The 18,086-nt window shown below is 72.1% G+C and carries 17 protein-coding genes and 1 pseudogene; 6 read left to right on the forward strand and 12 right to left on the reverse strand.

Annotated features, from left to right (window positions below; translation table 11 throughout):
* The first annotated feature begins 33 nt into the window (after positions 1-33).
* Both OHT01_RS28240 and OHT01_RS28245 read left to right on the forward strand, forming a co-directional pair.
* Positions 34-564 (forward strand): FxLYD domain-containing protein, encoded by a 531-nt coding sequence (locus OHT01_RS28240; RefSeq protein ID WP_328555918.1) that lies wholly within the window; start codon positions 34-36, stop codon positions 562-564.
* A gap of 5 nt (positions 565-569) precedes the next feature.
* Complete coding sequence (locus OHT01_RS28245; RefSeq protein WP_328555919.1) at positions 570-1,928, forward strand: DUF2252 domain-containing protein; 1,359 nt, start codon at positions 570-572, stop codon at positions 1,926-1,928.
* 17 nt (positions 1,929-1,945) lie between these two features.
* Here OHT01_RS28245 and OHT01_RS28250 read toward each other — a convergent pair.
* A pseudogene (locus OHT01_RS28250) lies at positions 1,946-2,746 on the reverse strand (alpha/beta hydrolase); the annotation flags it as partial.
* Between the two features lie 586 nt (positions 2,747-3,332).
* On the opposite strand from OHT01_RS28250, the gene OHT01_RS28255 reads away from it, so the two are divergent.
* A complete protein-coding gene (locus tag OHT01_RS28255; protein ID WP_328555920.1) occupies positions 3,333-3,632 on the forward strand; it encodes a hypothetical protein in 300 nt (99 codons plus the stop codon).
* 28 nt (positions 3,633-3,660) lie between these two features.
* On the opposite strand, the gene pspAB is transcribed toward OHT01_RS28255, so the two are convergent.
* The 3 genes from pspAB to glnA all read right to left on the reverse strand — a co-directional run bounded on the left by pspAB (position 3,661) and on the right by glnA (position 6,803).
* The gene (gene pspAB / locus OHT01_RS28260; RefSeq protein ID WP_328555921.1) at positions 3,661-4,245 is read right to left on the reverse strand and encodes a PspA-associated protein PspAB; all 585 of its coding nucleotides are present in this window, start codon (positions 4,243-4,245) and stop codon (positions 3,661-3,663) included.
* A 4-nt stretch (positions 4,246-4,249) separates the two neighbouring features.
* On the reverse strand, positions 4,250-5,194 hold the full coding sequence (gene htpX / locus OHT01_RS28265; RefSeq protein ID WP_328555922.1) for a zinc metalloprotease HtpX: 945 nt from the start codon (positions 5,192-5,194) through the stop codon (positions 4,250-4,252).
* Between the two features lie 199 nt (positions 5,195-5,393).
* The gene (gene glnA / locus OHT01_RS28270) at positions 5,394-6,803 is read right to left on the reverse strand and encodes a type I glutamate--ammonia ligase (RefSeq protein ID WP_328555923.1); all 1,410 of its coding nucleotides are present in this window, start codon (positions 6,801-6,803) and stop codon (positions 5,394-5,396) included.
* A 199-nt stretch (positions 6,804-7,002) separates the two neighbouring features.
* Here glnA and OHT01_RS28275 point away from each other — a divergent pair, with 199 nt between their 5' ends.
* Positions 7,003-7,470, forward strand: a complete 468-nt coding sequence (locus OHT01_RS28275; protein ID WP_328555924.1) for an RDD family protein — start codon at positions 7,003-7,005, stop codon at positions 7,468-7,470.
* A gap of 153 nt (positions 7,471-7,623) precedes the next feature.
* On the opposite strand, the gene OHT01_RS28280 is transcribed toward OHT01_RS28275, so the two are convergent.
* The 4 genes from OHT01_RS28280 to lipB form a co-directional block, all read right to left on the reverse strand.
* Entirely contained in the window at positions 7,624-8,322 is a 699-nt protein-coding gene (locus tag OHT01_RS28280; RefSeq protein WP_328555925.1) for a DUF4191 domain-containing protein, read from the reverse strand.
* 95 nt (positions 8,323-8,417) lie between these two features.
* Entirely contained in the window at positions 8,418-8,612 is a 195-nt protein-coding gene (locus tag OHT01_RS28285; RefSeq protein WP_328555926.1) for an SCO2195 family GlnR-regulated protein, read from the reverse strand.
* Positions 8,613-8,903: 291 nt separating this feature from the next.
* Positions 8,904-9,869, reverse strand: coding sequence for a lipoyl synthase (gene lipA, locus OHT01_RS28290; protein WP_328555927.1), 966 nt, complete (start codon positions 9,867-9,869; stop codon positions 8,904-8,906).
* 131 nt (positions 9,870-10,000) lie between these two features.
* Entirely contained in the window at positions 10,001-10,807 is an 807-nt protein-coding gene (lipB, locus tag OHT01_RS28295; RefSeq protein WP_328555928.1) for a lipoyl(octanoyl) transferase LipB, read from the reverse strand.
* A 331-nt stretch (positions 10,808-11,138) separates the two neighbouring features.
* Between lipB and OHT01_RS28300 the strand changes: the two genes are divergently transcribed.
* A complete protein-coding gene (locus OHT01_RS28300; protein ID WP_328555929.1) occupies positions 11,139-12,614 on the forward strand; it encodes a regulator in 1,476 nt (491 codons plus the stop codon).
* Positions 12,615-12,772: 158 nt separating this feature from the next.
* Here OHT01_RS28300 and OHT01_RS28305 read toward each other — a convergent pair whose 3' ends face one another.
* Positions 12,773-14,164, reverse strand: a complete 1,392-nt coding sequence (locus OHT01_RS28305; RefSeq protein WP_328555930.1) for an NAD(P)/FAD-dependent oxidoreductase — start codon at positions 14,162-14,164, stop codon at positions 12,773-12,775.
* Positions 14,165-14,347: 183 nt separating this feature from the next.
* Positions 14,348-15,265, reverse strand: coding sequence for a TIGR01777 family oxidoreductase (locus tag OHT01_RS28310; RefSeq protein WP_328555931.1), 918 nt, complete (start codon positions 15,263-15,265; stop codon positions 14,348-14,350).
* 72 nt (positions 15,266-15,337) lie between these two features.
* On the opposite strand from OHT01_RS28310, the gene OHT01_RS28315 reads away from it, so the two are divergent.
* Positions 15,338-15,829 (forward strand): GNAT family N-acetyltransferase, encoded by a 492-nt coding sequence (locus OHT01_RS28315; RefSeq protein ID WP_328555932.1) that lies wholly within the window; start codon positions 15,338-15,340, stop codon positions 15,827-15,829.
* A gap of 96 nt (positions 15,830-15,925) precedes the next feature.
* Here the strand turns inward: OHT01_RS28315 and OHT01_RS28320 are convergent, their stop codons facing one another.
* Positions 15,926-16,591, reverse strand: a complete 666-nt coding sequence (locus OHT01_RS28320) for a TetR/AcrR family transcriptional regulator (RefSeq protein WP_328555933.1) — start codon at positions 16,589-16,591, stop codon at positions 15,926-15,928.
* 144 nt (positions 16,592-16,735) lie between these two features.
* Positions 16,736-17,920, reverse strand: a complete 1,185-nt coding sequence (locus OHT01_RS28325; RefSeq protein ID WP_328555934.1) for a MarP family serine protease — start codon at positions 17,918-17,920, stop codon at positions 16,736-16,738.
* Between the last annotated feature and the right edge of the window lie 166 nt (positions 17,921-18,086).

Consider the following 18,086-nt stretch of genomic DNA (forward strand, 5'->3'; position numbering starts at 1 on the left):
CGGAGGCGAACCAGGACCACGTGGGGAGAGACGATGCATCAGAGGAACGGCATACGAGGACCGGTCCGACTGATCCTGGCCGCGTTCGTGGTGGCGGCCCTGGCCACGCAACTGACCGCCTGCTCGGACGACAGCAGCCCTTCCGGCACCGCCTCCAAGGCCGCGTCCGCCGCTTCCCGGGCGGCCTCCGCCGTCTCGCAGGCCGCGTCCGCCGCCACCCAGGCGGGTGATGCCCTCGCCTCCGCGACCGCCGAGGCCGGCCGCAGGTTCGACGACTTCAAGAACGGCGTGGACGCCAAGGACGAGGTGAAGCTCGACGGGAGCGCGAGCGCCGACTCCGACGGCCGCGCCACGGTCGAGCTGACCGTCACCAACCCCACCTCCTCGGCGAAGTCGTACGTCGTCCAGGTCGACTTCCGCGACCAGAGCGGCAACCTCCTCGACACGACGGTCGTGACGGTGAACGACGTCGCCGGGGGCGCCTCCAAGAACGCCACCGCCCGCAGCAACCGTTCCCTCACCGGCGACGTGAAGACCGGCGTGGCCCGCGCCGTAAGGCACTGACGGCCGTGCTCCGCAACAGCGTCACGGCCACCTCGGCGGACCGGACCGCCCGGGGCCGGGCCGCCCGCAAGCGGGTCTCCCGTTCCGCGCACGGCACCTGGATCCCCGCCGCCGACCGCCCGGACCCGGTCGGAGTCCTGCAGAAGCAGGGCAGGGACCGGCTTCCGGAGCTCCTGCCGATCCGGTACGCGCGGATGTCGGCGTCACCGCTCGCGTTCCTGCGCGGGGCCGCGGCCGTCATGGCGGCCGACCTGGCCGCCCAGCCGAACACCGGGCTCACCGTCCAACTGTGCGGCGACGCACACCTGTTGAACTTCGGCCTGTACGCCTCCCCGGAGCGCTCCCTGCTCTTCGACCTCAACGACTTCGACGAGACCTTCCCCGGCCCCTTCGAGTGGGACGTCAAAAGGCTCGCGGCCAGCGTCGCGGTCGCGGCCCGCGAGAACGGGCACAAGGAGGAGCACGTGTTCGGCGCGGCACGAGCGGCCGCCGGGCAGTACCGGGAGGTCATGCGACGGCTGGCCCGGCAGGGCGAACTGACCGTCTGGTACCAGCACATCGACGCCGATCTGCTGCTCCCCCTGGTCCGCTCCGGACGCAGGCGCCGGCGCGCCGAGGCGACCCTCACCCGCGCCCGCCGCCGCACCAGCCTGCAGGCGCTCGGCAAACTCACCGAGACCGTCGAGGGGCGCCGCCGCATCGTCCACGACCCGCCCCTGCTGGAACCGGTCGGATCCCTGGACAAGGCCTCGCTCCGCAAGATCTTCAGCGACTACCGCTCCACGCTCCCCGAGGAACGCCGCCTGCTCCTCGACCGCTACCGGTTCGTCGACGCGGCCCGCAAGGTCGTCGGCGTGGGCAGCGTCGGCACCCGCTGCTTCATCGTGCTGCTCGCCGGGCGCGACGCCGACGACCCGCTGTTCCTGCAGATCAAGCAGGCCGGACCGTCCGTACTCGAAGACCATCTCCCCGGCGGCCCGTACGTCCATCCCGGCCGCCGGGTCGTCGCGGGGCAGCGGCTGATGCAGGCCGCCGGCGACATCTTCCTGGGCTGGACCACCGGCCCCGAGGGGCGGGCGTTCTACTGGCGCCAACTGCACGACATGAAGGGGGCCGCCGACATCGCCGGCATGAGTCCGGGCGAACTGCGCGCCTACGCCCGGCTCTGCGGCACCGCCCTGGCCCGCGCGCACGCCCGCTCCGGCGACCGCGTCGCGATCTCCGCCTACCTCGGCGGCGCCGACACGTTCGACCGGGCCGTCGCGGACTTCGCGCTGCGCTACACGGACCGCAACGCCACCGACCACGCGGCGCTCGGCGCGGCGGTGATCGCCGGAGTGGTCCCGGCGGCCCCGGGTGTGTGAGACCGCGCGGACGTTCAGGCGCCGACGGCCGTCCGGACCGGATCGCCGAGTCCGGCGAGGGCGAGGTCCACGAGCCGCCGCCGGTCCTCGGGGTGGTCGCGGAACCAGAGGCCCAGCAGGTGATCGGCGTCGGGCAGCTCGAAGCGGGTGAAGCGGGCGCGGGCGGTGAGCGCGTCCGCGACGGCCCGCGTCACGGCGGGCGGGATGACCGCGTCCACGGCGGGTACGGCGAGCACCGCCCGCCCCTCGTAGGCCCGCAGTACGTCGAGCGCGGGAGACCGCCGCCAGCTGTCCGGGGTACGGATGATCCGGCTGAAGCGGCTCGGTACCGTCCCGGCGCCGTCCTGCGGGGAGACGCCGCTCCCGCTCTTCGCGTCCTCGAACGGAATCGGCCAGGCCTCGGCGGCGTACACCGCGGGCGCGCACAGCACGAGAGCCACCACGCGTTCCCCGTAGTGCCGCGCGAGATCGGCCGCCGTCTGCCCGCTCATGCTGAAACCGGCGAGGATCAGCGGGGCGCCCGCCGGAACCGTCGCGTCGATCACCGACACGGCCTGCTCGAAACGCCGTCGCAGGCTCAACTCGCCCAGCGCGCCGGTGCTTTCACCGTGTCCGGAGAAGTCGAAGGCGAGCCCCGCGCAGCCGCGGGCGGCGAAGTCGTCCAGCAGCGGGAGCAGTCGCTCCTTGCTGCCGTTGCCCGCGCCGTGCAGGAGGACGGCGGTGGGCGCGGCGCCGCCGGAGTCGTCCGCGTCGTCCCCGTCGCTGCCGACGCAGCTCAGTCGTTCACCGTCGTGGTCGTGTGTGAAGGGAGAGGGCATCCCCCATTTACGCACGCGGGTCGCGCCGCTCCCGAGGTGGGTGCGGCGTGCCGGACATCTCCCGGGTGACCGGAGAGACGGGCGTAATCCCTTTCCGGGAAGGGGGTTGACGGAGCGGGACCGTCGGCTCAGGAGGAGCCGGGCGGGCCGCTCGCGTCCGGCTCGGTGGTGCTGACCGTCGGCGCCGCGGCCGCGTTCCCGGACCACGGACACGATCCGTGCCGCCCGGACGCGGAGCGAACGCGGGCAACCCGGGGGTACCTCCCACGCCAGTGAGGCAGTGGGGGAGCCCAGCACCGTCCGGGGCGTTCGACCGAGCACGAGTCCTGGCACCAGGACCCACTCCCGCTCGGTCTCCAGGAACGGTGCAGTCGGGAGAAGACCAGATGCGGACGGGCGGTCACGCTCCCGGCGCCGAAGTGGTGTTCCGGAGCGGCAGAGCACCGCTTTCCGCCGTACGGGCATCAGGTGGCGGTCTCGGGGCTACTCTCTACGCACCGATGGACGGCCGCCGCCCCCAGCGCCCCGTCGGCACATCCAGAAAGCCGTCAAGGCCTTTTCACTCACGCATACAAGGAGTCCCGTCATGGGCACCTTGATCTTCTCCGCGACCGCGATCCTGGTCGTCATGGGTTTCTCCGACCACACCCTGTGGCTCGCGGCGATCGTCCTGCTCTTCCTGTACGTCCGCTACGGCCGCACCGGGGAGAGGGCGTCCGCCGCGGGGTCCTCGGGCGCCGCCTCGCCGGGCTCCGGTGGATCCGCGGGCCGCGCGGACTCCAGCTACCGGGCGTACCGTGACCGCCGTGACCGCCAGGCCAGGTGGGAGCGCCGCTACCGGCGTGAGCGCCCGCTCCAGACGCGCCGCCAGGAACGCCAGAAGTAGGACCTGCCCCGACCCGGCGCCGGGGCGGTCACAGTCCCGGGGCACCCCAGATCGGGAACCAGCGGGCGAGATCCTGCTCGATACGCAGGTCGTCGCCGAGCGCCGCCTTGATCTGGAGCTCCAGCGCGTTGTCGCGCCGCTCGGCCTCGCCGGCGAGCGGCGCGAAGGGGAAGAAGGTTCCGCGTTTGTACAGATAGACGAGGTCGAGCCGGCGCTGTCCGCCGTCCCGGAAACCCACCACGGAACAGAGCAGCTGAGGCCCGAAGCCGGTGCCCTCCAGCGCGGTGTTGACCGCGTGCAGATCGCTCACCAGCGCGGGCAGGTCGTCGGGCTCACGGCGGGAGACGAGCCACGAGTATCCGTACTCGTCCCTGCTGAGTTCCACCGGGGAACCCGTCCGCTCGGAGTCCGCGTCGAGCAGGGCCTGCGCCTCCTGCTGCGCCCCGGCGAAGGCCGCGCCCTCGACGGACGCGAAGCACACCGCGCCCGTGCCGGTCGGGACGAACCCGGCCGCCGCCTGGAGCGTCACCGCCGCCGACGGAAGCCCGAAGAGCTGGTCGAGATCCGGCGCTGCGGGCTTGCTGCGGCCGAGCAGGATGTCCAGGAACCCCATACGGTCAGACGGCCTCTCCGCTAGTGGGGGCGTTCGCGTCCGGGGTCGCCGGTTCGCCCAGCTCGACGGAGATGCGGGCCAGTTGCGCGAGCCGCTGCTCCAGGCTCGGGTGGGTGGAGAAGAGGTTGGCGATGCCGGGCTGGGCGCCGAGCGCGGGGGTGAAGTAGAAGGCGTTGAAGGCCTGCGCGGTCCGCAGGTCCTTCGTCGGGATCCGGCCGATGTCCCCGGTCACCTTGGTCAGCGCGGACGCCAGCGCCGAGGGGCGGCCGGTGAGCAGGGCGGCGGAGCGGTCGGCGGCCAGCTCGCGGTACCGGGACAGGGCCCTGATCAGCATGAAGCTGATGGCGTACACGGCCGCGGACACCGCCATCACCGCCATGAAGATGGCGACGGTGTTCTGGTCCTTGCGGCCCCGCCCGCCGAAGAGCTGCGAGTAGAACGCGAACCGCACGATCAGCCCGGCGAGCACTCCGAGGAACGACGCCACGGTGATCACGGCGACGTCCTTGTGCGCCACGTGCGACAGCTCGTGCGCGAGGACGCCTTCGAGTTCGTCGGGCTCCAGGCGGCGCAGCAGCCCGGTGGTGACGCACAGCACCGCGTGATCGGCGTTGCGTCCCGTGGCGAACGCGTTCGGCATGTCGATGTCCGACACGGCGACGAGCGGCTTGGGCATGTCGGCCACGGCGCACAGCCGGTCGACCACGCCGTGCAGCTGGGGATACTCCTCGCGTTCCACGATCCGCCCGTGCATGGCGTACAGCGCGATCCGGTCCGAGAACCAGTACTGCGCGATGAGCACCCCGGCCGCGATCACGACGACCAGCACCCACGACTTCAGCAACACGATCAGCGCGGCGACGAAGGCCACGTACAGCAATCCGAGCAGGAACAGCGTGACCGTCATCCGCACGGTCAGCTGCCGATCGTTCCGGAATCGGCTCTGCATCTCGCACCACCCCGCAGTCAGGCACTCGTCCCGCTTTCCATTGTGCGCCCGCGGTTCCCCATGAACAGGTGCCGATCGGCCCCGCGGTGGGCAAAGAACTCCCCCCTTCCCCCTGGAATGCCCCCGCCGGGCAAAACACACCGGCCGTGCCCTCCCGGAGGAAGGGCACGGCCGGTGGCGTACGGCTGGAGCGACGGGCTTACACGTCGAAGTACAGCTCGAACTCGTGCGGGTGCGGACGGAGCTGGAGCGGCGCGATCTCGTTCGTGCGCTTGTAGTCGATCCACGTCTCGATCAGGTCGGACGTGAAGACGTCGCCCGCGAGCAGGAACTCGTGGTCGGCCTCCAGGCGGTCGAGGACGGCCGGGAGCGAGGTCGGGACCTGGGCGACGCCCGCGTGCTCCTCGGGAGCCAGCTCGTACAGGTCCTTGTCGATCGGCTCGGCCGGCTCGATCTTGTTCTTGACACCGTCGAGGCCGGCCATCAGCAGGGCCGCGAACGCCAGGTACGGGTTGCCGGAGGAGTCGGGCGCGCGGAACTCGACGCGCTTGGCCTTCGGGTTCGAGCCCGTGATCGGGATACGCATGGCCGCGGAGCGGTTGCGCTGCGAGTACACGAGGTTGACCGGGGCCTCGAAGCCCGGGACCAGGCGGTGGTAGGAGTTCACCGTCGGGTTGGTGAAGGCCAGCAGCGACGGGGCGTGCTTGAGGATGCCGCCGATGTAGTAGCGGGCCATGTCCGACAGGCCCGCGTAGCCGGCCTCGTCGTAGAACAGCGGCGAGCCGTTGCTCCACAGGGACTGGTGGACGTGCATGCCCGAGCCGTTGTCACCGAAGATCGGCTTCGGCATGAAGGTCGCGGTCTTGCCGTTGCGCCAGGCGACGTTCTTCACGATGTACTTGAAGAGCTGGAGGTCGTCGGCCGCGGCGAGCAGCGTGTTGAACTTGTAGTTGATCTCGGCCTGGCCGGCGGTGCCCACCTCGTGGTGCTGGCGCTCGACCTGGAGGCCGGACGCGGCCAGCTCCAGGGAGATCTCCGCACGCAGGTCGGCGAAGTGGTCGACCGGCGGGGTCGGGAAGTAGCCGCCCTTGTAGCGGACCTTGTAACCGCGGTTGTCCTCGACCGCACCGGTGTTCCAGGCGCCGGCCTCGGAGTCGATGTGGTAGAAGGACTCGTTCTCGGCGGTCTTGAAGCGCACGCTGTCGAAGACGTAGAACTCGGCCTCGGGGCCGAAGTACGCGGTGTCCGCGATACCGGTCGACGCGAGGTAGGCCTCGGCCTTCTTGGCCACGTTGCGCGGGTCACGGGAGTACTGCTCGCCCGTGATCGGGTCGTGGATGAAGAAGTTGATGTTGACCGTCTTGTCGCGGCGGAAGGGGTCGACGCGCGCGGTGGACAGGTCGGCGCGGAGCGCCATGTCGGACTCGTGGATGGCCTGGAAGCCGCGGATGGAGGACCCGTCGAACGCGAGCTCCTCGGTCGGGTCGAAGGCCTCGGCCGGAATCGTGAAGTGCTGCATCACACCCGGCAGGTCGCAGAAGCGGACATCGACGAACTTGACGTCCTCGTCCGCGATGTACTTCTTGGCCTCGTCGGCGTTCTGGAACATCCAGCTCCTCCTACTCCCGCCCACTGTGGACCGGGGTGGTAGTTCGTTCGTGCGGCCAGTGCGGTGGCACACGCTGGAGCCGACCATAGGGACGGGGGATTTCTCAAGCGTGACCCATTTGTTTCGCCCAAGTTAACCGACCTGGGTCCACCCGGCCCCTCCTGTCCGTATGGCAGAACGGGCCCAGTACCTTGGACGGGTGGACAACAGGCAAGCAATCGGATCGTGGCTCTCCGGTCCCCGCGCGGCGGCGGAGGACGCCGGTGTCGATTTCGGGTACCGGGGTGAGCAACTCGGTCTTCCCGAGCACGGACCGGGCTCGATCGCCCGCCCCGGCCGCCGCCTGGGCGCCCTCGCCGTCGACTGGGGCCTGTGCCTCTTGATCGCATACGGGCTGCTCACCGACGGCTACGACCAGGCGACGGGCAACTGGGCCCTGCTCGTCTTCTTCGTTCTCGGCCTGCTCACGGTCGGTACCGTCGGCTTCACCCCGGGCAAGCGCCTGTTCGGTCTGCGCGTCGTCCCCGAGGGCGGCGGCCGGCTGAACCCGCTGCGCGCCCTGCTGCGCACCGCGCTCCTGTGCGTGGCCGTCCCGGCGCTGATCTGGGACCGCGACGGCCGCGGCCTGCACGACCGCCTGGCCCGCACGATCGAGGTCCGTATCTGACACCCGTCCCGTCCCGGGCCCCGGGACGGGACGATCCCGCTACGCCGATGGGGCGCCCGGAGAATCTCCGGGCGCCCCATCGGCGTAGAACTGCTTGGTACTGCTCGGAACCGCCCGGTCCTCGTGGAAGGGGAACCGGAGCGGGCGGGAGGGTCAGCGCTTGGGACCGCCGCGCGGCATCCGCATGCCCTTGGGCATCGGGCCCTTCGGCAGCGGCATGTTGCTCATCAGGTCGCCCATGGCGCGCAGCCGGTCGTTGGTCGCGGTGACCTGGGGGCCGGCGAGCACGCGCGGCAGCTTCAGCATCGTCGTGCGGACCTTCTTCAGCTCCACCTGGCCTTCGCCCTTGCCCACGAGGATGTCGTGCACCGGGACGTCCGCGACGATCCGGGCCATCTTCTTCTTCTCGGCGGCCAGCAGGCCCTTCACCCGGTTCGGGTTGCCCTCGGCCACCAGCACGATGCCGGCCTTGCCGACCGCGCGGTGCACCACGTCCTGGCTGCGGTTCATCGCCACCGCCGGGGTCGTGGTCCAGCCTCGGCCGATGTTGTCGAGCACCGCCGCGGCCGCGCCCGGCTGTCCCTCCATCTGCCCGAAGGCGGCCCGCTCGGCCCTGCGTCCGAAGACGATCGCCGTCGCGAGGAAGGCGAACAGGAGTCCGGGAACACCGAGATAGACCGGGTGGCCGATCAAGAATCCGATCGCGAGGAAGACACCAAAGGTGAGAATTCCGACAGCCGCGAGTACAAGACCGATCTTGGAATCGGCCTTGCGGGTCATTTTGTACGTCTGAGCGATCTGCTTGAGTCGCCCGGGGTTCGCAGCGTCCGCTGCGGGTTCCTTCCTCGCCATGCCACGAGTCTACGTGGCCCGCGAGGCGCCGACGACGGCAGTACCGGCGGGGCGGGACCGCTGCACCGGGGGAGCGGCGGTCGCGAGTGCGTCGATCAGGAGTGCGAGACGGATTCCAGCACGCGCTGCGCCTCGAACCGGTCCTTGGCCCGGCGACGGTCCTCCAGGACCGAGGTCCAGGCGTTGCGGCGAGCGGTGCGCTGCCCGCTGCTCATGAGGATCGACTCGACGGCACGGAGTGCATCGGTGAACGAAGGAATCGCGGTGGCGCGTACGGGCGCGGCCTGCATGATGGAGGTCCCCCCTAGGGATCGGCGGCTCGGACGGGGCGGTGCGTGACGTAGGACCAGGGTCACTGATTGGTGTTACCAGGGCGTGACCGACCGGTCAAACACCAGTGAAGCCTTGATGCGGCGGGTCTTCTTCCTGGACTGGGCCGTACGGTGTCTTCAACTGCGCGGATGCCGCGGGGGATGTGAAAGGCCCCTTGTGAAAGCAAGGCCGCTTGTGCCCGGATTCACACAAAAGCGGTGGCACTCGGTGCCACCGCTTTCGTTTCGCAACGTGATCCGTTCGGCGTATCAGACCGCCTGCGAGGCGACGTACGCTCCGCGCTTCTCGACGGCCATCTGGTACAGCCGGCCGGCCCGGTAGGAGGAGCGGACCAGCGGGCCCGACATGACGCCGGAGAAGCCGATCTCCTCGGCCTCCTCCTTGAGCTCCACGAACTCGTGCGGCTTGACCCAGCGCTCCACGGGGTGGTGGCGCAGGGAGGGGCGCAGGTACTGCGTGATCGTGATGAGCTCGCAGCCCGCGTCGTGCAGCTGCTGGAGCGCCTCGCTGATCTCTTCACGGGTCTCGCCCATGCCGAGGATCAGGTTCGATTTCGTGACCAGACCGTAGTCGCGGGCCTCGGTGATGACCTTGAGCGAGCGCTCGTAACGGAAGCCCGGACGGATGCGCTTGAAGATCCGCGGGACCGTCTCGACGTTGTGCGCGAAGACCTCGGGGCGCGAGGAGAAGACCTCCGCGAGCTGCTCGGGCTCGGCGTTGAAGTCCGGGGCGAGCAGTTCGACCTTGGTGCGGCCGGCCTCGCGGCCCGCCGTCTGCGCGTGGATCTGGCGGACCGTCTCGGCGTACAGCCAGGCCCCGCCGTCCTCCAGGTCGTCGCGGGCGACGCCGGTGATGGTGGCGTAGTTCAGGTCCATCGTGACGACGGACTCACCGACACGGCGCGGCTCGTCGCGATCCAGCGCCTCCGGCTTGCCGGTGTCGATCTGGCAGAAGTCGCAGCGCCGGGTGCACTGGTCACCGCCGATGAGGAAGGTGGCCTCGCGGTCCTCCCAGCATTCGTAGATGTTGGGACAGCCCGCCTCCTGGCAGACGGTGTGCAGGCCCTCGCTCTTCACGAGCGCCTGCATCTTCGTGTACTCGGGGCCCATCTTCGCCCGGGTCTTGATCCACTCGGGCTTGCGCTCGATGGGGGTCTGGCTGTTCCGGACCTCCAGGCGCAGCATCTTGCGTCCGTCGGGTGCGACTGCGGACACATCGGCTCCCTGTAACTTCGATTCTTCGGCGTACACCAGGGTACGCCCGTGCGGTTCTCGGCCCCCGAGGTGGGCAACCTTCGGGAGCGGGGGTGCATTCCCGGCGGCTTCCCGCGGTGGGGGTGAGGGTTCTAGGCCGTCGCTCTTTCGACGGCGCGCGGCTTCAGGTCCGCGTTCGCCAGGATGTCCCCGAGGTGCCTCTCGGCCACCGGGAGGACCTCGGCGATGGTCACGTCGCGGCCCAGCTCGCCCGCGAGGGAGGCGACCCCCGCGTCGCGGATGCCGCACGGGATGATCCGGTCGAACCAGGCGTTGTCCGGGTTCACGTTCAGGGCGAAGCCGTGCATCGTGACGCCCTTCGCCACGCGGATGCCGATCGCGGCGATCTTGCGGTCCTCGCGGCGCTGACCGGCGTTGGACGGGGCGTACTCCGGGCCGTCGAGCCGCGGGTCGAACTCCTCGTCCTGGAGCCGGGGGTCGAAGTCGAGGGAGAGGCCGCCGAGCGCGCCGGACCGGTCGGCGGGGTCCTTGGCGTCACCGAGGACCCAGACGCCGCTGCGGCCCTCGACCCGGCTCGTCTCCAGGCCGAACTCCGCACACGTACGGATGAGAGCCTCTTCCAGGCGGCGTACGTGTGCTACGACGTCCACCGGGCGCGGGAGCTTCTGGATCGGGTAGCCGACCAACTGGCCCGGACCGTGCCAGGTGATCTTGCCGCCGCGGTCCACGTCGATGACGGGCGTGCCGTCCAGGGGCCGCTCGTTGTCCGCCGTGCGCCGGCCCGCGGTGTAGACCGGCGGGTGCTCCAGGAGCAGACAGGTGTCGGGGATCTCGTCCAGGAACCGGGCCGCGTGCACGCGACGCTGCTCGTCCCACGCCTCCTGGTACTCGACGGCCTCGGCACCGAATCCCATGCGGACGAACCGCAACTCACTCACGGAAAGCGCCTCCCTAGAAGCTTCCTCGGGCACGTGGTGGTCCCCGTGCGGGGCGCGCGGAGGAACCTTTCGTCAGGTCCGTCGTGCGCCCACGCCACTGTACGTCCGTCCGATCCGCGTCAGCCCGACAGCTAATCCTCACACGATCGGATGAATGAATGTCGATATGTGCGATGCGGTGCTTACGCTCCGCTACATTCGCGCCGTTCACGAGGCCATAAGGGCTGCTCACAGGCAATCCGGGCACAAGGAGTCCTCGGGGGAGGCGCAAGCACGTTCCACGCCGCCCCGCGGCCCCTTGGGGACCCGAAGGCAGGAGACCGCACCGCAGATGACGGAACGACCCGCGCAGCGCACTCCCAATCGACAACTCGCCGCGCTCATCGCAGAAGCGGGGTTCTCCAACGCAGGTCTCGCCCGTCGCGTGGACCAGCTCGGGCTCGAACACGGACTGGACCTGAGATACGACAAGACATCCGTGACCCGGTGGCTGCGGGGCCAGCAGCCGCGCGGGACCACTCCCGCGCTCATCGCCGAGGTCTTCACCCGCCGCCTCGGCCGGCGCCTGAGCGCACAGGACCTCGGGCTCGACGCCTGCGCTCCCGTGTACGCGGGGCTGGAGTTCGCCGCGACCCCCGAGGAGGCCGTCGACATCGTCAGCGGCCTGTGGCGCAAGGACTCCGGCAGCCACGCCGAGCTCCGGAAGATCGCCTTCACCCCGGCCGGACTCGTCGTGCCCAGCCGGGACTGGCTGATCGGCCGGGCCGACGACCGGGTCTCCCGCGGCGAGCAGCCCTCCCGGGTGCCCGCCCAGGGCCGCCCGGCGTCGCCCAAGCTCACGGCACCGCCCGAGCAGGGGGGACCCTCGGCCCGGCAGCGCGGCCGGACCGAGCGGGGCCCCGGCCAGCGGGTCAGCGGCGGGGACATCGCCGCGCTCCGCTCGGTCGGCGAGCTCTTCCGCGCCCTGGACCACGCCTACGGCGGCGGCCACGCCCGCCAGGCACTGGTCCGCTATCTGGAGCACGAGGCCGAGCCGATGCTGCGCGGCACCTACGGGGAGCAGACCGGCCGGCACCTGTTCGCCGCCGCCGCCGACCTCACCCGGCTCGCCGGCTGGACGTCGTACGACATCGGCGCGCACGGACTCGCCCAGCGGTACTTCGTCCAGGCGCTGCGCCTGGCGCAGGCCGCGGGCGACCGGGTGTACGGCTCGTACGTGCTCATCACGATGAGCCGGCAGGCCGTCTACCTCGGGCACGGGCGGGAGGCCGTGCAGCTCGCGCGGGTCGCCCAGCAGGGCCTCGGCTCGGGGGGCCCGCACGTGGTGCAGGCGCTGCTGCACGCCGTCGAGGCGCGCGGCCACGGGGTGCTCGGCGAGGTGCGGGCCTGCACGGCCTCCCTGGTCCGGGCCGAACGCGCGCTGGAGACGTCCCGGACCGGCGACGAAGTCCCGCAGTGGGCCCGGTACTTCGACGAGGCGCAGCTCGCCGACGAGTTCGGGCACTGCCACCGGGACCTCCAGCAGTTCCGGGCCGCCGCGCAGCACGCCGAACGCTCGCTGCAACTGCGGGCGCCCGGTTACGCGCGCAGCCGGCTGTTCTGCCGGGTGGTGCTGGCGACGGCTCGGCTCGGGCTCGGCGAGCTCGACCAGGCCTGTCTGCTGGGCGCCGAGGCGGCGGGGCAGGCCGCGGAGATGCGGTCGGCGCGGGCCGTCGAGTACGTACGGGACTTCGAGAAGCGCCTCGAACCGTACCGGGACGCCGCACCGGTGCGCGGCTACCGCGACAAGGTGGCCGCCCTGAGCTGAGCGGACGGCCGGGTCGTCCCCGGTCTCCGGCCTGGGGTGCCGGAGACCGGGGAGCTCGTCTCCCCCGCAGGGTTGCGGTCCGCCGGCCGGGAGGCCGGCCGGCCGCTCCTCGGGGGCGGTGACGGCGGTCCCCGGGCCCTGGGCCCGGGGACCGGACGTCAGGCTGCCGCGGACTCCAGGTGTTCCGCTAACGGGGCCGGGCGGACGTCCAGGTCCGTCAGGAGGGCGTGGACGGCCCGCCGGGCGGAGTGCAGCGCGCCCTGCACGGTGCTGGTGTCCCGGTGGTCGCCGCACACGTACAGGCCCGCGAGCAGCCGTACCGGGCGGCGCGGGTCGTGCGGGGGAGGCATCGCCGGAACGGCCTCGGGGTCGTGATGGACCGCCAGCAGTTCCCAGCGGTTCGTCGACGTGCCGTAGAGGCGGGCCAGTTGGGCGCGCACCGTCGCGTCGAGGTGGGCCGCGGCGGGCGGGGTGCCCAGCACGGTCGAGGAGATCAGGGCGCGGCCCGCGGGGGCCCGGGTGGGGTCGACCTGGCTGACGACCGCCGTGTGTGCCACCGGACCGCTCCGGTCGGCGTCCAGGAGCAGCGCCGGATCGGTGAGCGGGGGCTCGTCCGTGGTGTGGTGCAGGACGGTCACCGGATGGAAGCCGGGGACGTGCAGTCCGGGCAGGAAGTGGGCGGCGGCGCGGGCCCCGGTCGCCAACAGGATGGCCCGGCAGCGGAGTTCGCCGTGGTCCTTCGTCGTCACACGGGTCGTGGAGACGGCGGTGACCTCGACGCCCGTATGCACCGTGCCCGGTGGAAGGGCGGCCGCGAGCAGCTCGGGGAGCGCGTCCGCGCCGCCCTCCGGCAGACACAGCCGGCCCGTCGCGAAGGAGTGCAGCGCGAGGTCGGCGCACCGGCTCGACGTCCGGAGCTCCGGGTCGCACAGCAGGGCCGCGAGGAGGGGGCGCAGAAAGGTGTCGACCGTACGGGCCGGGAGGCCCCGGGCGGTCAGCGCCCGCGCCGCGGTGAGGTCGGGGCGGGCGAGCAGACGCTCCGGCGGAGTGGCGGCGAGTCGCGCGAGGGCCGTGCCGAGACGGGACTGGTCGAGGGGGCCGCCGAGCGGTCCGGGACGCGTGGTGCCGCGCGCGGGCCGGGCCAGCGGAAGCCGGGGGGCGCTCGCCAGGGCGCGCGCCGTGGTGAGTGCGCCCCTCGCGCTCCGGGGAGTGCCGGGGGCGCCCGCCTGATGGTGGTGACCGTCGCTGTGCAGCAGCACGCCCGGGGAGAACGGGCGCAGCACCAGGGCGTCCAGGCCCGGGGTGTGGCGCAGTTCCGGGTACGAGGTGGACAGGAGCCGGCCGAGCCGGTCCAGCCGGAAACCGTCGACCTTCTCCGTGGACATGCGCCCGCCCACATCCGGGGCGGCCTCCAGGACGGCGGTCCTCAGCCCCGCCCCGGTCAGATGCCGTGCGGCCGTGAGGCCGGCGACACCGGCTCCCACGACGACGACGTCCACGTCTTCCGCGATCTCCGCCGTGTGCGCTTTCTGGCGTGCGGGCTCTAGCACGTGCCCCTCCTCGAGGTTGCGCGGCCGGTGGGGACGTCATGCCCCCAACACGCTTCTGGGATACCCGAGTTCGGATCCGAGGGTGCGAGGTGCGGGCGCCCGGGGGAAGTGGCGCGACGGCCGTGCACGGGGGCATGGGGGGTGCATGTGGCCGCCCGGCGGGGGAGGCCGGGCCCTCCGGAGTCAGTCCAGCGCCGCTCGCAGCGCCCCCTCGATCGAGGGGAACGCGAAGGTGAAGCCCGACTCCAGGAGGCGGGTGGGCAGGACGCGCTGGCTGCCCAGGATGTCCTCGGCCATGTCGCCGAGGGTGAGGCGGAGGAGCGGGGCGGGGGTGGCGAGGAGGGTCGGGCGGCGCAGTACGCGGCCCATGGCCTCGGTGATCTCGCCGTTGGTGAGCGGGTCGGGGGCGGTCAGGTTCACCGGCCCCGACAAGGACTCCGTGTCGATGAGGTGCCGGATCGCGGCCACCTCGTCGTGCAGGGCGATGTAGCTCCAGTACTGGCGCCCGTTCCCCATCCGCCCCCCGACGCCCGCCCGGAACAACGGGATCAGCTTGGCCCAGGCCCCGCCCGCGCGGGCCACCACGAGCCCGGTCCTGGGCAGCACCGTGCGCACCCCCGCCTCCTGCGCGGGGGCGGTCGCCTCCTCCCACTCCACGCAGACGGAGGGCAGGAACCCGTCCCCGGGCGGGGCCGACTCGTCGACCGCGCGGTCGCCCGTGTCCCCGTAGAACCCGATCGCGCTCCCGTTCACGAACACCCGCGGCGGTTCGTCGAGCGAGGCCACGGCCTCCGCGAGCGTCGCCGTCCCGAGCACCCGGCTGTCCCGGATCATGCGTTTGTACGTCCGGGTCCAGGGGCGCCCGGCGACCGGGGCCCCCGCCAGATTGACCACGGCGGTACAACCGATGAGCCCGACGGCGTCGATCCGCTGCCGCTGCGGATCCCACCGGAGCTCGTCCGGCGAGCGCGGTTCACGGCGCACCAGCCGGACCACCTCGTGCCCCTCGGAGCGCAGGGAGCGCGCCAGCGCGGAGCCGATGAGGCCGGACGCGCCGGCGATCACGATGCGGGAACCCGGGGACAGCGGTGAGTCGCTCATGGGTCCATCCTGCCCGCGCGGCGGCCGACTTCGCGGAACGGGCCCCAGCGCGGCGCCCGTACAGTGACCGGTATGTCTGCTGCTCCTCTGATACGTACAGCCACCCTCGACGACGAGGACGCGCTCGGCCGGCTCGACCGCGACACCTGGTCCACGCTGCACGCCGTCATGCCGCGCCCCCGGCCGCCGTACGAACCCTTCTACAGCGAGCGGTTCGGTCCCCGGGACCATCTCGTCGCCGAGCTGGACGGCCTGCCGGTGGGGTACATCCGGCTCGGTTTCCCGACCCCGCTGGCCTGCAACGCGCATGTCCGCCAGATCCTCGGACTGGCCGTCGCCGAAGAGGCGCGCGGCGCCGGGGTGGGCCGCGCGCTGCTGCGGGCCGTGCGGGAGGAGGCCCGCCGTCAGGGCGCCCGCCGCATCACCCTGCGCGTGCTCGGCCACAACACCCCGGCGCGGCGGCTGTACGAGTCCGAGGGGTTCGTCGTCGAGGGCGTGCTGCCCGGGGAGTTCCTGCTGGACGGTGCGTACGTGGACGACATCCTGATGGGGTGCGCACTCTGAACCACCGCCGCTGATCAGCCCGTTGGGCCTCTCAGCCGTCCAGGCCGCCCCGGTCCGCCCCGGTCCGCCTCGGTCCTCCCGGTCCTCCCGGGCCGCTCAGTGCTCGTCGGACGAGGGCGACGGGCGTGGGACGCCCATGAGTTGACGCAGGCACCGGACCGCCAGCGCGGCGGGCGAGTCCGGGCCGTCGGCCGTCGCGTCCGTGGCCGCCCAGGTCTCCAGGGCGATCCGGATCGCGGCGGTGGCGGCCGCGGCGGCCAGCCGGGTCTCCAGCGGGTCCGCACCGGCGCCCGCCAACCGGGCCGCCACCGGGATCAGCCGCTCCTCGGACTCCTGGTTCACCCGGTACCAGACGGCGCGCAGCGCCGGATCGCCGACGGCCGCCCGCAGCAGCGCACGGGTCTGCTCCAGCCTCTCGGCCGCGTGCGCGTCCGGGGCGGACAGAGACTCCCTGATCGCCCGCTCCAGCGCCCGGGGCAGCGCCGTGCCGGGCTCCTCCGCCGCGAGCAGGGCGCGCCGGTGGTCGCCCCCGGCGGCCAGCAGCGGCCCGACCGCGTCCTGTTTGTTGCGGAAGTAGCGGTAGAAGGTGCGCAGCGCCACCCCGGCCCGGCGGGCGATGTCCTCGGCCGTGGTGCCGTCCGGACCGTACTCCGTGAAGAGCTCCGCCGCCGCCCGGGCGATGTCGAGCTGGGTGGCCGCCTTGCGGCGCTCGGTCAGCGAGAGGGCGGGGGCTTCGGGCGCGGGGGACGGCTGGCTGCTCACGCGGAAATCGTACGCCGGGAAAGTGGCCGCGGGCATATTTCGCCGACACGGCAAAGCATGCCACGCCGGTCCCGTGGACACGGCGGGGCCGGAGCCCCGCACCGGCACGGCCGCGCCCCCGGCCGGGCCCGACCGCGGCCGGGGTCAGGACGTGACGAGGGCCCCCGTGTCCACGCGCGCCGTCGCGTGCGCCCCCTTGCGGGCGTCGCTCGCGACCTCGTGCGCCGTCAGGACGTAACCCGTCTCGTTGTCCGAGGTCGAACGGGCGAAGACCACGCCGTACACCTTGCCGTCGGTGGTCAGGAGCGGACCGCCGGAGTTGCCCGGACGGACGGTCGAGCGGATCGAGTAGATCTCGCGGGTGACCGTGCCGGAGTTGTAGATGTTCTGGCCCGTCGCGTTGATGCGATTCGCGACCGTGGCCGCCTGGAGGTCGAGACCGCCGTCCTGCGGGTAGCCGGCGACCACCGCGGAGTCGCCGCGCGAGGCGACCCCGTCGAAGTGGACGACAGGAGCGCGCAGCCCCGGCACGTACAGCACGGCGACGTCCTTCTGCGGGTCGAAGAGCACCACCCGCGCCGGAAGGGGACGGCCGACCCCGCCCACCCGCACGGTCGGCCGGTCGATGCCCGCCACCACGTGCGCGTTGGTCATCACGTGCCGGGAGGAGTAGACGAAACCGCTGCCCTCCCGGCCCTGGTTGCCCGAGACGCCCTCGACCTTCACCGTGCTCAGCTTGGCGGCGTTCGTCGCGGACGGCGTCACGTTGTCCCCGGAGGGCTTGGCGACACCGGCCGTCGGTTCGTTCTCGAACGGGTTGAAGACCTGGGGGAAGCCCGCCTCCGTGAGCGCCGAGGTGGCGCGCGAGAACCAGGTCGGCGTGGTCTCCGGCATCGTCTTCTGCACGGCGCCCAGCAGTGCCGAGTTGCGGATCGACTGCGTCACCACCGTCGACGAGGACGCGCCCAGGACGCTCGCCGCCACCCAGGCCACCAGCAGCACGGCCAGCGTGTTCGCCGCGGCCCCGCCGATCCCGTCGGCCACCCGCAACGGCCCCTGGTCCAGCTCCCGGCGCAGCTTCAGGGCCAGCCGCCCGGCCAGCTCGTGTCCCACCACCGCGGGCAGCAGCACCGTGAACACGGCCGTCACCGTCGCCGCCGGGGTCCCCGGCGTGACCAGTTCCATGATCCACGGCAGCAGCCATACGCCGATCACGGCGCCGCCCACGAAACCGGCCAGCGAGACGCAGCCGGCCACCAGCCCGCGGCGGTACCCGGACGCCGCGTAGACCAGGATCACCAGCATCAGCAGGAGGTCGAGCACGTCCACGGAGCCGCCTTTCTCTAGGGCCCCTTAGTACGCGTCGGGCGGGCCCAGTGATCAGCCACGCGCGTTCGATGCCGCGGAAACGGCCACACACCCGTGGACCTGTAGAAACGTCCCGGACACGCCTGATGGTTCCACCAGGTGGCACACCACACATCGCGGCCCGCGA

Source organism: Streptomyces sp. NBC_00358 (assembly GCF_036099295.1).
Classification (GTDB): Bacteria; Actinomycetota; Actinomycetes; order Streptomycetales; family Streptomycetaceae; genus Streptomyces.